The sequence below is a fragment of the Rhizobium sp. BK008 genome, assembly GCF_014197345.1.
Lineage (GTDB): Bacteria > Pseudomonadota > Alphaproteobacteria > Rhizobiales > Rhizobiaceae > Rhizobium > Rhizobium anhuiense.
This window is the reverse complement of sequence record NZ_JACIFK010000001.1, coordinates 1,308,248-1,322,198: the sequence shown is the minus strand read 5'-3', so window position 1 is coordinate 1,322,198 and position 13,951 is coordinate 1,308,248. Positions and strand designations below refer to the sequence as shown.

Sequence of the window (13,951 nt, the reverse complement as noted above, 5' to 3'; positions counted from 1 at the left end):
ACGACCTCTGCCGTCCGGCCTTCACAGCCTCACTGGAACTCGAAGATCTGCCGGAAGACGCCAGGCGCGATAATCGACAGCGGATTGATCTGCAGGTTCGGTTGGTCGAACTTGCCCGTCAGTTTGAAGGTGATGCCGATCAGGCCGCGGTCGCTGCCATTTCCGAGGATGACGCCGATCAGCGGCAGCTCGGCAAAGAGGCGGTTGAGGCCGTAGGCCGGCATGAAGGTGCCGGTCATGTCCATATTGCCCTTGCGGTCGCGCACGACGCCCTGGAAGGTCGCGCCGATCTGGTCGCCGCGCAGCACGCCGTTCTCGATGCCGACCATGCCATTGCGTGAAACGACGCGGGCAAAGCCACGCTGGAAGCGCTGCGACGAGGTATCGATGTCGCGCTTGACCGCCTCGTTGAGGCTGCGCTGTTCACTTCCGACAGGCGTCGAGACGATCGAGCGCAAGCGTTGTTCGTTGACGATCGAGAAGCGGCGCACATCGAGCGAGCCGTCCCAGCCGCCCTCTGCCCCCAGCCGGATCGCCAGATTGAGCAACCCTCCCTGCATGTGCTGGTAGAGATCGGCGAAACGCGATACCGCGCCGGCATCGCCGCTGGTGATGTTGATGACGCCGCCGTCCTTCATCTGGCTGACCACGGCCTCGCCGCTGTCCGTGACGGCGGAAAAGTTGAGCGTCTGCAGCTTGTCGCCGCGCAGTGATATCTGCGCCTGGAAATTGCCGACCTTCTCGTCGTTGAAACCGATGACGTTTTTCAGCCGGGCGCGCACCGATACGCTGGTGTCGCCGCCATCCCCGTCGCCATCGCCGTCCGAGCCCGATTTCAACCGCGCGATAACAGGCCGCGCATCGGCGCTGTCGCCGGAGACCGAGACGTCGAAATTGCCTTTGCTGCGCTTCACCGAGAGAGCGAAATCGTCGAGCGAGGAAAGCTTGACACTGTCGAAATCGGCCGAGGTCAGCCCACCCTTGCCGATATTGAGCGATCCGTTGGCGCCGAAACCGTCGCCTTTCAGCCGGAAGTTCTTGACCTGAGTGTTGTCGGCCGGGCCGGAGGTTTCAAATTCGGCTGTGGCGGCAATGCCGCTGCCCTTCGACCAGCCGATCCAAGGCAATTCGAGCAGCGATTTGGTGAGGTCGAGCTGGACGTCCTGCCGGTCGTTGTCGATCCGCGTCAGCACCATCTTCACGCTGCCGCCGATGATGCCCGAAAGGCCGGGTATCAGCTTGTTGCGCTGGTCCTCGGAAAGCGTCGCGGTGATCACCCGCTGCCGCAACGCACTGTCGGATGCCTCAACCGGTTCGGTAAGATCGATATCGGCCGGAACGCCGTCGATCTGGGCCTTGGCATCGAGCGTGATCTGTTTCGGATTGCCGTTCAGCGTGCCGTCGAGATTGGTGATGGTACGGCCGGAAAATGGCTTGGCGAGATCAATATCGCTGAGCTTCATGGCCGCCGCCCATTCGGCCGGCGGCGGGTTCTGCGAGGAGAGCAGGCCGAAATGCGCCTTCACATTCGCCTCGATCCGGCCCTTGAAATCGTCGGGCGTAAAGCCGGCGCGCTGCAGCACCCGGATCGGCCTGTAGGTTAGAAGCTCGCCGACCGCGTCCGCCGCGCCGGACACCGCGAGATCGATATCGGCCATCAGCGGCTTGTCATAGGCGGATGGTATGACGAATGTCCCCTGCCCGAGACCGACGGACCGGCCGGAGGGGAAATAGGACGTGCCGCTTTTGATCGCGATCGTCGCAACGGGGCCGGTCAGGTCGAAATGTGCCGACGTGTCGCGGATGGGCGGAATGTCGCCGGCGACGTTCATCCGAGCCCCCGCGATGTCGAAACCGATGCGGATCTGGTTGGCGTCGAGCTTCAATCCCTTGCCGCCGGCTGCCTCGTCCAGCCGGCCGAAGGGAATGAAAACGGAAATGGAAGCGTCGGTGACGGTGCCGCCGAAGAGATTGCCGTGCACCCAGTTGCGCACCTTGGGCGCCATCCAGAACGGCCAGAGCTGCTTGATCGCCGTCGTCTGCAGCTGCGACGACTGGCCGGCGAAGCTGATCTCCGGCGATTTGTCGCCGAGCTTGATATCAAGCGATCCGTAGAGCGCGCCGAGCGGGCTGGAAACGGTCATGTTGGGAAACCGGAATTCCCGGCCGGCGACCATGTAGCGCCCGGTCGCCTGGATATCGAAGGCAACAGGCGGCTCGCTGGAACCGCCGGGGGCCGCCGTGCCGCCGCTGACCAGCAGGTCGATGCCGAAGCCCTTGCCGGCCTGCGGGTCGAGCTTGTCGAGATCGATCAGCGCGCCGTTGATCGGCAGCGTGGTCGCGCCGAACCGGGCGTTGGACCGGGCAATCTCGATCGTCTGCTTGGCGAAATCATAAACGAGGTTGATTTGCCCGCCCGACAGCTCCTGCGGATCACCGTCCGCATAGATCAGGCCGGGATCGATATCGACCGTTGCCGCAAGCGCCGGCTGCGCGCCATCGCGCGCCCTGGTGGCCGACACCGTCATGTCGACAAAGGCGCTAAGCCCCTGCCGTATCACACCCTGATCGTTGCGTTTCAGCGCGAACGGCGTGAGGTCGGCATGCTTCAGCGCCGCCACCACCTTCGAGACGTGGCCGTCTTCCTTCTCGGCCAGCACGTCGAGTTCCGCCACCTCGCCGTTGAGCGCCACCTCGCCGGTCAATTGCAGCGAGGACGGGCCGGCATGGGCAAAGACCAGATTGTCGATAACAAGCGACAGCGGGCCATTGGCGGTATCGGCAAGCTTGATGTCGATGCCGGAGATGCGCACCGAATTCGTCGAGCCGCGTGTGGCGATACTGTCGAACATGTCGAACTGCGAGAAGATCCTCTCCATCGCCGCCGGCATGGCGTCGATGCGCAGATCGTCGAGCTTGACGGGATTGCCGGAAGGCAGAAGCGCGGTATCGAGCGCGATATCGTCAGCCTCGATGTCCGTGACGGCGATGCGGCCGCGGAAGAGCTGCAGCGGATCGAGCCCCAGGCGCACCGAACCCGTCGTCGACAGATGCTGGCCGCTCTCCTGATCGATCATGTTGACGTTGCGCGCTTCCAGCGCCAGACGTAAGCCCGAGGTGAAGCGGATGACGGTGGAGCCGACCTCGGCGCGGTAGCGCGGTCCGGCCACGCCGTTCAGCGCCGCCTGCGCCTGCTGCGACAGCGGTTTGTCGAACATGCCGCTCTCGACGGTGAAAACAATGCCGGCCAGAATAACAAGGATCAGTCCCAGAAATCCGCAGGTCAGCTTCGCCGTGCGGCGCATCGGCGAACGCGGCGGCGGGCAATGGACGATGATCGGATCCTCGGCCTGGGCGGACGGCAAGCGGTCCAGCGCAACGATATCCTTCTTGCGAAACGTGACCTTTTCGCCGCGGATGGCTGACATGCGCCCTCGGGCTCTCCCTTTAGTGAAGAATTGAACCCGGCCATGCTGGACGGGTTTCCATCCACTATATAATTCGGGGAGAGAAAGTGTCATCCACAAACCCGGCAAAAGAAAGGTTTTCCCAATGGCGGTTCCCGGCATCGGCGCCACGGCCCCTGATTTCAACCTTCCCCGCGACGGCGGCGGCCGCGTCTCGCTGGCCGAATTCCACGGCAGGCCGCTCGTGCTGTTCTTCTATCCCAAGGACGATACGACCGGCTGCACTGCCGAATCATTGGCTTTCACGGCCTTAGCAGCCGAGTTTGATGCGGCGGGCGCCGCCGTCATCGGCATGTCTCCCGATTCGGCCGCCTGCCATGACAAATTCGTCAAGAAGCACCGTCTTTCGGTGGCGCTCGCCTCGGACGAGGAAAAGACGACGCTGCAGGCCTATGGCGTCTGGAAAGAAAAGAGCATGTATGGCCGCAATTTCATGGGCGTCGAACGCACCACCTTCCTCATCCGCAAGGACGGCATCATCGCCACCATCTGGCAGAAGGTAAAGGTGCAGGGCCATGCCGAAACCGTGCTCGAGGCCGTGCGGAATCTCGCCGCGTGACCGGGCATCTGGCGATAACCTCGCTGCGCGGTGGCGCCATCGATGCGATCTCTTCCGCCGATCTCGACCGCAAGACGGCTCTTGCGCAGGAAAGCGCCACCCGCTGGTTCGCCCGCCGGGTGTCGCTGCGCTCGCCGCTCGATGCCGCCCTGCCGGACAGGCCCGGCCGTCCCGACAAGCCGGAGCTGACGCCGCCGACCCAGGTGAAGAAGCGCTCGCTGCATACGCTCAAGGGGCGAATCGCCCTGCTGCATGCCATTGCCCATATCGAACTCAACGCCGTCGATCTGGCGCTCGATATCGTCGCGCGATTTGCGACAGAGCAGGTGCCGAATTCCTTCTTCGACGGCTGGATGCAAGTCGCTTTCGAGGAGGCGAAGCATTTTCGCATGGTGCGTGCCAGACTCAACGATCTCGGCGCCGATTACGGCGATCTCCCCGCCCATGACGGGCTCTGGCAGGCCGCCCATTCGACGCGCAACGACCTGACGGCAAGGCTCGCCGTCGTGCCGCTGATTCTCGAAGCCCGCGGCCTCGACGTCACGCCGTCGCTGCAGGCGAAGATGCGCGAAACCGGCGATCTCGAAAGTGCAGCGGTCCTCGATGTCATCTACAACGACGAGAAAGGCCATGTCGCCGTCGGCGCCAAATGGTTCCGCTTCCTCTGTGCACGAGAGAAGCGCGACCCGGCAAAGGCCTTCCAGGAACTGGTCCGCGCCAATTTTCGCGGACCGCTGAAGCCACCCTTCAATGATCTCGCCCGCGCCGAGGCGGGGCTGACGCCGTCCTTCTATCGCGCACTGGCATCGATCAGCCACGCTTGAAATGCCTGGTATTTCTGCCGCGGACGGCGGCAATGAAAGCATTCATTAACCATAAGCGTGTCTAATTTTCCGAAAGAGGCGTAGAGCATCAATCGGGAGAGCCTGCGTGAACAGCGGACATCAGCACCGGGTATTCGGCAGGCGGGCGCAGGAACATATCCTCATCCTGGCAAGCGGCGACAAGGTCCGCCACATGACGGTCCGGCCGTGGATGGCAGCCCTTGCCTTCTGCTTCATCGGCGTGTTCTCGATCGGCTATCTCCTGGCCACGTCCTATCTCGTGCTGCGCGACGACCTCATCGGCGCTACCATGGCGCGCCAGGCCCGCATGCAGCACGATTATGAAGACCGCATCGCCGCCCTTCGCGCTCAGGTCGACCGCATCACCTCTCGCCAGCTTCTCGACCAGCAGGTGGTCGAGGACAAGGTCGACAAGCTGATGGAGCAGCAGATGGCGCTGACCTCGCGCCATGGCAAGCTCGACAATCTGCTCGATCGGGCCGAAAGTTCCGGCCTGACAGAGAAGGATGGCGCCCCGCCCGCGCCGTCTTCCCCCGTTCAGTCTTATGCCCCCGAGATCAAAGACAAGCGCGCTTCGCTTGACGGCGGCGGTATCCAGGCGATCGAGAAACAGCTGGCAAGCGGCGCCCCCGCCGATGCGACGCCCGACAATTCGACGCTTGCCTATGTGCCGACCGCGGAGACCGTCGGCGACCGCGCCGACCGGATCTTCTCCAAGGTGACGCTGTCGCTGAAGGATGTCGAACAGGACCAGCGCAGCCGGGTCGAACAGCTGACGAGCGATGCCGGCAGTGCCGCCAACGCTATCGAGACCGTGCTGACCCGCTTCAAGATCCCGATGCCCGAGACCGCGGCCAGGAAAGACGATGACGATGCCGTCGGCGGCCCCTATGTCGAGCCTGAAAGCAACGACGACTTCAACACTTCGCTGGTCGCCCTCGACGGCGCGCTGACCCGGCTCGAGGCCGTGCGCAGCACCGCCGAATCCCTGCCCTTCCGCAATCCCGCCGTCGGCAAGGAAGTGACCAGCCCCTTCGGCAATCGCCGCGACCCCTTCCTTGGCCGCCTCGCGCTTCATTCCGGCATCGACTTTCGCTTTTCGCCGGGCGAAAGGATCCGCCCGACGGCGCCTGGCAGGGTGATTTCGGCCGGCTGGACCGGCGGCTACGGCAACATGGTCGAGGTCGATCACGGCAACGGCATTTCGACGCGCTACGGGCATATGTCGGAGGTGCTGGTCAAGGTCGGCGACACGGTCGACCGCAACGACGTCATCGGCCTTGCCGGCAGCACCGGCCGCTCGACAGGCACGCACCTGCATTATGAAGTGCGCCAGGACGGTCACGCGGTCGATCCAGTATATTTCATGAATGCCGGCCTTAAACTCGCCACCTATATCAAGTAATACCCGGCCGGTAACCATCGCTTCACTCTGCACGGGGTGCGGCCTCTCTAATTCTTGACTTGCCGGCCATTCGGGGCTATGTCGCGCTGCATTGCGGCATGCAATCCCGCCGACTCGTTCAGAGCTCGGCCGAACCGGAACGGAAACAGTTTTCCCTTTGACGACATTTGCTGACCTTGGCTTGAGCCAAAAAGTGCTATCCGCTGTTGCCGACGCGGGCTACACGATCCCCACGCCCATTCAGGCGGGAGCTATTCCCTTTGCGCTCGAGCGCCGCGATATTTGCGGCATCGCGCAGACAGGCACCGGCAAGACGGCGTCCTTCGTTCTGCCGATGCTGTCGCTTCTGGAGAAGGGCCGCGCCCGCGCCCGCATGCCCCGCACGCTGATCCTCGAGCCGACGCGCGAACTCGCCGCCCAGGTCGCCGAGAATTTCGAGAAATACGGCAAAAACCACCGCCTCAACGTCGCCCTGCTGATCGGCGGCGTTTCTTTCGAGGACCAGGACCGCAAGCTCGAGCGCGGCGCCGACGTGCTGATCTGCACGCCCGGCCGCCTGCTCGACCATTTCGAGCGCGGCAAGCTCCTGATGAGCGGCGTCGAGATCCTCGTCATCGACGAGGCCGACCGCATGCTCGACATGGGTTTCATCCCGGATATCGAGCGCATCGCCAAGATGATCCCGTTCACCCGTCAGACGCTGTTCTTCTCGGCGACCATGCCGCCGGAAATCCAGAAGCTCGCCGACCGGTTCCTGCAGAATCCCGAGCGCATCGAGGTCGCAAAGCCGGCTTCCGCCGCAAAGACCGTGACGCAGCGCTTCGTCGCCTCGCACAGCAAGGACTACGAAAAGCGTGCGGTTCTGCGCGAACTCGTCCGTGCCCAGACCGAGCTGAAGAACGCCATCATCTTCTGCAACCGCAAGAAGGATGTCGCCGATCTCTTCCGGTCGCTCGAGCGCCACGGTTTCTCCGTCGGCGCCCTGCATGGCGATATGGACCAGCGCTCCCGCACGATGATGCTGCAGAGCTTCCGTGACGGCAATCTCCAGCTGCTGGTCGCCTCCGACGTTGCAGCCCGCGGCCTCGACATTCCCGATGTCAGCCACGTCTTCAATTTCGATGTCCCGATTCACTCCGAGGATTACGTCCACCGCATCGGCCGCACCGGCCGTGCCGGCCGCTCGGGTGCCGCCTTCACCCTGGTCACCAAGCGCGACACCAAATTCGTCGACGCCATCGAGAAGCTGATCGGCGAAAAGGTCGAATGGCAGAACGGTGACCTGAATTCCCTACCGCCGGCAGAAGAAGGCAAGGACAGCGAACGCCCGCGCCGCAACAGCCGCGAGCGTGGCGGTCGGGACGATCGAGGCGAGAAGGATCGCGGCCGCGGCCGCGGCAGTCGTGGCGCCGCGAGTCATAAATCTGACAACGACATACAGGATAATGACGTCCAAGTGATCCAGGCAGCACCAGTAAAGGCCGACATCGTGAAGAACGAGCGCAAAGCAGAGCAGAAGCCGCAGAACAACGCGCGCAACAATCGGCCTTATCCGGCAAATGATGACAGCCGCGACCGCCGCCGCCATCGCGACCACGACGACGGCCCGACCCCGATCGGTTTCGGCGACGATATCCCCGCTTTCATGCTGATCGCCGGCAGCGCCAAGGTCTGAGCATTGCCATGGCCAGACCCGGTATCGATTTTCCGGGTCTCGGCGTCGGGCTGGTGATTCTGCGCGACGCCAGGATCCTTCTCTACAAACGTATGCGCCCACCTGAAGCCGGCTATTGGAACATTGTCGGCGGCAAGGTCGATCACATGGAGCCGGCCGAGGAAGCCGCGCGCCGCGAGGCCGAAGAAGAAACCGGCCTGACGATCGGGCGCATCGAACGAATCGGCATGACCGAGCAGATCATCGATGCCGATCGCCAGCACTGGATTTCAGTTCTCTATCTCGCCCGTGACATCGAAGGCGAACCACAATTGACCGAACCGGACAAGCTTTCGGATTTCGGCTGGTTTCCGCTGACGGACTTGCCCGAGCCGCTGTCGGCCTTCACCAAGGCGGCGATAGCGGCTTTGCCGACTGCCGAACGCAGCTAGTCATTCGGCGCGAAGCGACGCCTCATAGGCTAGCCGCACCCATTTCGCCATCAGATCGGGATCGTCATAGGCCTCGTCGGGGATCGACCAGTAGGGCATCTTCACCGGCTTGCCCTTCTTGCCTTCATAGCTCCACTGCGTGGCGCCGGCAGCCGCAAATTCCGGGGCACTCTTCTCATCGGCCTTCAGCAGCATCTCGTCCCGCACTTCGAGCGCGATGATGCGCCCAAGATGATAGATGCCCTTGCCGCCGAACATGCGCTTGACCGTGACCGGGCCGAGCCCCTGAAACATTTCCTCGATCCCGGCATTGTCCATTCTCTATTCCCTCGAAATCTCGGCCACGGCGCTCTCATCACAGCGCGTGATAATCCCGGTCCATATAGATGAGCGCTGGGTGTTTTTCGCTGAAGCGGACGGCCGCAACTTCGCCGAAGATGACATTGTGCGTCGGCATTTCCTTGATGTCGGTCACCCGGCAATCGAAGGCGGCAAGCGCGTCGGCCAGGACGGGCGCGCCGGTGACGAGCATCTCAAAACGGGCGCTGGCGAAACGGTCGTCATCGGCAAGCGCCGTGCGTCCGGAAAAGGCATCGGCGACGCCCTGATGATGGGCGCCGAGCGTATTCAGGGCGAAGATGCCGCTCCTGAAAAAGATGTCGTTCTTCGGGTTGGTGTTGTTGAGGCAGATCAGCACCGAGGCCGGATTATCCGAGACCGAGCAGGCGGCGGTGATGGTGACGCCGCGGCGCAACTCGCCCATCGCCGTCGTCACGAGCTGCACATGGCCGGCATAACGGCTCATGGCATCGCGATAAAGGCCAGGGTCGATATGCTGCCTGTTCAACACCTGCTTCTCCCGTGCGCGCTTTTGCATTGATCGACTTGTTATCGCGCCAATATGGCGAGCATCGGTTACCTTTTCTACAATAGGACCGGTGAAAAGCGCTGCGTTGCGCTTGTTTTTCTTTGACGATCGCGGCCTTGCGGATAAAAGGGCATGGACGACGGCTAGGGATCTTCGCCTTTCATGATCAACCTGCGTGGCATAGCAGCCTTTCTGACGCTGCTGGGAGCGGCCGTGCCGAGCCATGCGGCAGGCGTGACGATCGGCGTCGTCGCCCCTCAGAACGGCACGCTCGCCCTCCTCGGCGCCCAGATTGCCGCCGGCGCCGGTTTCGAGATTCAACAATCAGGCAATACTCTGGTCGCCATCAACGAGACCTGCGAAGAGAATAGCGGCGCAGCAATTGCCGACGCGCTGATCAATGCCAAGGTGCAGGTCGCGATCGGCTTTCTCTGCAGCGAGACGCTGGAAGGCGCACTGCCGAAGCTGAAGGACGCCAACATTCCCGCGATCACCGTCTCCGTGCGCTCCCGCATCCTGATGGAGGATGCGCTGAAGAACGGCTGGCCGCTCTTCCGGGCAGCGCCCGCCGACGGCGCCGAGGCGGCAAAGATCATCGAAATCATCCTGAAGGACTGGGCCGCCGATCCGATCGCCCTGATCGAAGACGGCACCATCCATGGCCGAGAACTGACGGAAGCAGTGCGCAACGCGCTGGAGCAGAACGGCCTGAAGCCGGTCTTTACCGACACCTATCGGCCGGGACAGGAACAGCAGATTGCCCTCGTGCGCCGCCTGAAACGGGCCGGCGCCACCAGGGTCTTCATCGGCGGCGACCGCAACGACGTTGCCGTCATCGCCCGCGACGCCAAGGCGGAGAACATCCCGCTGTCCATCCTCGGCGGCGATGCCATGCGCGCCGCCGACCAGCCGCTGCCGCTGATTACAGGCGTGCGCGCCGTTGCCCTGCCCGAATATACCGTTCGGCCGGAAAGCGCAGCTGCAGCCGACGCTTTGCGCGCCAAAGGCATCGAGCCGGAAGGTTATGTCCTGCCGTCGCTGGCCGCGGCACTCATTGCCGGCCAGGCTGCGGAAGCCGCCGCTGCAGCGAGCAAACCCCTCCAGGAGATGCTTCTCGGCACGACATTCCAGACGCCGATCGGCACTATGGCCTTCACCGGCGCGCATGAGCTTTCGCAAAACCCCTACCGCCTGCTCGAATGGCGGGGCAACGGCTTTTTTCCACCCGCCGCGCCAACGCAATGAGCGGCGCGCGCCAGCCTTGAATCAGGGCGCCGCAGTCAAATGGCGACCCATATGGAGTAAGATTTGATGACGCTGCCCATTCGCATCGCCCCCTCGATCCTCGCGGCGGATTTCGCCAGGCTCGGCGAGGAGGTGCGCGACGTAACGGCCGCCGGCGCCGACTGGATCCATCTCGACGTGATGGACGGGCATTTCGTGCCGAACATCTCCTTCGGCCCTGATGTCATCAAGTCGCTGCGCTCCTACACATCAGCCACCTTCGACTGCCACCTGATGATCTCGCCGGTCGACGATTATCTCGAAGCCTTCGCCAAGGCCGGCTGCGATCGGATCACTGTCCATGCCGAAGCCGGACCGCATCTGCACCGCTCGCTGCAGACCATCCGCAATCTCGGCAAGAAGGTCGGCGTGACGATCAATCCGGCGACACCGCTCAGCGCCATCGAGAACGTGCTCGACGATGTCGACCTCATCCTGATCATGTCGGTCAATCCCGGCTTCGGCGGACAGAAGTTCATTCCGGCGATGGCGGCCAAGATCGCGGCGGCGAAGTCACTGATCGGTGATCGGCCGATCGAACTCGAGGTCGACGGCGGCGTGACTGTGGAAACGGCGCCGGCAATTGCCCGGGCGGGCGGCAACGTCCTCGTCGCCGGCTCGGCAATTTTCAAGGGCGATACGGTCGAGGCTTACCGTCGGACCATCGCCGATCTGCGTCAGGCAGCCGAAGGGGCACGAACATGAAGAAGCGTCTCATCATTGGCGGCGTGCTTGCCGCCGCACTTGCCGGCCTGCCCGGCATGTCACTTGCCGGAGACATTGCCAATATCCAGCCGATCGGCTTTTCCGCCGACGGCAAGGTCTTCGGATTTCAGGAATTCGGCATCAAGGAGGAGGGCCGCATCCCCTACTCCAACACCTATTTCGTCAATACCGGCAGCGGCCAGTATCTCGAGGGCACGCCGTTTCGCACCGAACTGACCGATAAGGACGCCAATCTTTCCAAGGCGCGGCGGCAGAACCTGACGGCGGCACGCGGCGAGATGGACAAATACGATCTCCTGACCAATCCCGGCCTGATCGCCGCCTTCAATCCGCCGACCGAACTCGGTTCTCCTTCGAAGACGATCCGTTACACGACGCTTGCGACCGACGGTCCGCCAAAATCACCCTATACGCTCTCGCTCGGCGAGATGCCGGTGCCGACGCCGAAGGAATGCGCTTCGATCGACAAGCGGGTGCTTGGCTTCAGCCTGCAGATGATCGAGAAGGAGGGCGCTCCGAACCGCCAGGCGGCACGCCAGGCCACCGCCGTTCCGGCCGAACGGGTATGTTCGGTCGAATACCGGATCGGCGGCGCGATGGTCTATCAGCCGGAAACCGAAAATCAGGTTCACATCGCCCTCATCCTCGCCTTCGATGCCGAGAGGAACGGACGCTGGATCGCCGTTCCGGTTCATCCCTGAGCATGGATCGCCCCAGGACGGATCGCCCGAGGATGGATCGTCTAAGAGCTGCGCGGCCGCCCTACCCTGATCTGATTGCCGGCGCGCTGCTTTGGGGCATGCAGATGCTCGCCGCAGCCATGCTCGGCCTTTACCTGCGCAACGGCCTGGAGACGAGCCGTCTAGCCGAGGTCGCCACACTCTATTTCCTCGGCGGCCTGCTCGCCTGGCCCTTCGCCCTGCCGGTTGCCCGCTTCCTTGCCTATGACAGGCCGCCGGAAGCACGTTTTGCCGCTTTTTTCGTGACGCTGACAGCAGCGACGATTGCGATGACCGCCTTCCTCTTCGCCATGGAATACCGGATCTTCTATTCGCGCTGGCACGCCCCCTTCGGCAGCATCATCTGGGCTTTCCAGTTCGTCTTCACCAGTATCAGCGCTGTCTACCAGTTCCTGGTGATCGGCCTGCGTCTTTTCCTGCCGCTTGGTCTCGTCTGCCTTGTCGTAAGCAGCTATCATCTTGCCAAACGCATGCGTTGAGATTGCCGCCCGTCTTTGCTACAGGGGCTCCAACTTTGAACAAATCTCTTGAAGTGAAGGCAGCAGCCCATGATCCCGCGTTATTCCCGGCCCGAAATGGTCGCCATCTGGTCTCCCGAAACCAAGTTCCGCATCTGGTTCGAGATCGAGGCGCATGCTTGCGACGCGCTGGCCGAACTGGGCGTCATCCCGAAATCCGCCGCTAAGACAATCTGGGAAAAAGGTGGCGCCGCCACCTTCGACGTTGCCCGCATCGACGAGATCGAGGCCGTCACCAAGCATGACGTCATCGCCTTCCTCACCCATCTTGCCGAAATCGTCGGCCCGGATGCGCGTTTCGTCCACCAGGGTATGACCTCGTCCGACGTGCTCGATACCTGCTTCAACGTCCAGCTGGTCCGCGCCACCGACATCCTCATCGCCGATCTCGATCGCCTGCTCGAAGCGCTAAAAACCCGCGCCTTCGAACACAAGGACACCGTCACCATCGGCCGTTCGCACGGCATTCATGCCGAGCCCACCACCTTCGGCGTCAAGCTGGCGCTCGCCTATGCCGAATTCGAGCGCTGCCGCCAGCGCCTCGTCGCCGCCCGCGAGGAAGTCGCGACCTGCGCCATCTCGGGCGCCGTCGGCACCTTCGCCAATATCGATCCGCGCGTCGAGGAACATGTCGCCGAAGCCCTTGGCCTGAAGGCCGAGCCGGTCTCGACGCAGGTCATCCCGCGTGACCGCCACGCCATGTATTTCGCCACCCTCGGCGTCGTCGCCTCGTCGATCGAGCGGCTGGCGACCGAGATCCGCCACCTGCAGCGCACCGAAGTGCTGGAAGCCGAGGAATATTTCTCGCCCGGCCAGAAGGGCTCTTCGGCGATGCCGCACAAGCGCAACCCGGTGCTGACCGAAAACCTGACCGGCCTTGCCCGCATGGTCCGCTCCTATGCCATGCCGGCGATGGAAAACGTCGCCCTCTGGCACGAGCGCGATATCTCCCACTCCTCGGTCGAGCGCATGATTGGCCCCGATGCGACCGTCACCCTCGATTTCGCCCTGTCGCGTCTCGCCGGCGTCATCGAAAAGCTGCTGGTCTATCCGGAGAATATGGAAAAGAACCTCAACAAGTTCCGCGGCCTCGTCCACTCCCAGCGCGTCCTGCTGGCGCTGACCCAGGCCGGCACCTCCCGCGAGGACGCCTACCGCCTGGTGCAGCGCAACGCCATGAAGGTCTGGGAACAGGGCAAGGATTTTCTGGAAGAACTGCTTGCTGATGCCGAGGTCCGCGCCGCCCTCGCCGAGGAGGACATCCGCGAAAAATTCGACCTCGGCTATCACACCAAACACGTGGACACGATCTTCCGTCGCGTCTTCGGCAATGCCTGAGCGATCTGCAATCAACAATATGGCGGCGCCCTTGCAGGCGCCGTTTTATTTCTGCCTTTGTTTTGTCTTTCTGCGATGGCAGATCGGATGATGGT

General features: G+C 62.9%; 13 protein-coding genes. 10 read left to right on the top strand and 3 right to left on the bottom strand.

The genetic code is table 11. The features are described from left to right. Window positions 1–29: 29 nt before the first annotated feature. Window positions 30–3,428: a DUF3971 domain-containing protein gene (locus tag FHT69_RS06365; protein ID WP_183905111.1), complete on the bottom strand. Its 3,399-nt coding sequence runs from the start codon at window positions 3,426–3,428 to the stop codon at window positions 30–32. A 124-nt stretch (window positions 3,429–3,552) separates the two neighbouring features. Here FHT69_RS06365 and FHT69_RS06360 point away from each other — a divergent pair, with 124 nt between their 5' ends. The 5 genes from FHT69_RS06360 (at window position 3,553) to FHT69_RS06340 (ending at window position 8,382) form a co-directional block, all read left to right on the top strand. After that, the gene (locus FHT69_RS06360; RefSeq protein ID WP_063475236.1) at window positions 3,553–4,026 is read left to right on the top strand and encodes a peroxiredoxin; all 474 of its coding nucleotides are present in this window, start codon (window positions 3,553–3,555) and stop codon (window positions 4,024–4,026) included. Next, the gene (locus tag FHT69_RS06355) at window positions 4,023–4,850 is read left to right on the top strand and encodes a ferritin-like domain-containing protein (protein WP_063475235.1); all 828 of its coding nucleotides are present in this window, start codon (window positions 4,023–4,025) and stop codon (window positions 4,848–4,850) included. The genes FHT69_RS06360 and FHT69_RS06355 overlap by 4 nt, the downstream gene beginning before the upstream one ends. 106 nt (window positions 4,851–4,956) lie before the next feature. Next, a complete protein-coding gene (locus FHT69_RS06350; protein WP_063475234.1) occupies window positions 4,957–6,276 on the top strand; it encodes a peptidoglycan DD-metalloendopeptidase family protein in 1,320 nt (439 codons plus the stop codon). Between the two features lie 157 nt (window positions 6,277–6,433). Continuing rightward, window positions 6,434–7,951 carry a DEAD/DEAH box helicase gene (locus FHT69_RS06345; RefSeq protein ID WP_047609983.1) on the top strand — a complete coding sequence of 506 codons (1,518 nt, stop codon included), beginning with the start codon at window positions 6,434–6,436 and terminating at the stop codon, window positions 7,949–7,951. An 8-nt stretch (window positions 7,952–7,959) separates the two neighbouring features. Beyond that, a complete protein-coding gene (locus FHT69_RS06340; protein ID WP_047609985.1) occupies window positions 7,960–8,382 on the top strand; it encodes an NUDIX domain-containing protein in 423 nt (140 codons plus the stop codon). Here the strand turns inward: FHT69_RS06340 and FHT69_RS06335 are convergent, their stop codons facing one another. Next, on the bottom strand, window positions 8,383–8,700 hold the full coding sequence (locus FHT69_RS06335) for a TfoX/Sxy family protein (protein ID WP_047609986.1): 318 nt from the start codon (window positions 8,698–8,700) through the stop codon (window positions 8,383–8,385). A 37-nt stretch (window positions 8,701–8,737) separates the two neighbouring features. Beyond that, window positions 8,738–9,232 carry a flavin reductase gene (locus FHT69_RS06330; RefSeq protein ID WP_028758357.1) on the bottom strand — a complete coding sequence of 165 codons (495 nt, stop codon included), beginning with the start codon at window positions 9,230–9,232 and terminating at the stop codon, window positions 8,738–8,740. Window positions 9,233–9,412: 180 nt separating this feature from the next. Between FHT69_RS06330 and FHT69_RS06325 the strand changes: the two genes are divergently transcribed. The 5 genes from FHT69_RS06325 to purB all read left to right on the top strand — a co-directional run bounded on the left by FHT69_RS06325 (window position 9,413) and on the right by purB (window position 13,856). Next, the gene (locus FHT69_RS06325) at window positions 9,413–10,495 is read left to right on the top strand and encodes an ABC transporter substrate-binding protein (RefSeq protein ID WP_047609987.1); all 1,083 of its coding nucleotides are present in this window, start codon (window positions 9,413–9,415) and stop codon (window positions 10,493–10,495) included. A gap of 66 nt (window positions 10,496–10,561) precedes the next feature. Continuing rightward, window positions 10,562–11,239, top strand: a complete 678-nt coding sequence (gene rpe / locus FHT69_RS06320) for a ribulose-phosphate 3-epimerase (protein ID WP_047609989.1) — start codon at window positions 10,562–10,564, stop codon at window positions 11,237–11,239. Continuing rightward, the gene (locus FHT69_RS06315; RefSeq protein ID WP_063475233.1) at window positions 11,236–11,961 is read left to right on the top strand and encodes a DUF2259 domain-containing protein; all 726 of its coding nucleotides are present in this window, start codon (window positions 11,236–11,238) and stop codon (window positions 11,959–11,961) included. Before rpe ends, FHT69_RS06315 begins: the two co-directional genes overlap by 4 nt. A 32-nt stretch (window positions 11,962–11,993) precedes the next feature. Continuing rightward, window positions 11,994–12,479, top strand: a complete 486-nt coding sequence (locus FHT69_RS06310) for a hypothetical protein (protein ID WP_088930350.1) — start codon at window positions 11,994–11,996, stop codon at window positions 12,477–12,479. A gap of 69 nt (window positions 12,480–12,548) precedes the next feature. Next, window positions 12,549–13,856 (top strand): adenylosuccinate lyase, encoded by a 1,308-nt coding sequence (purB, locus tag FHT69_RS06305; protein WP_183905110.1) that lies wholly within the window; start codon window positions 12,549–12,551, stop codon window positions 13,854–13,856. The last annotated feature ends 95 nt before the right edge of the window (window positions 13,857–13,951 follow it).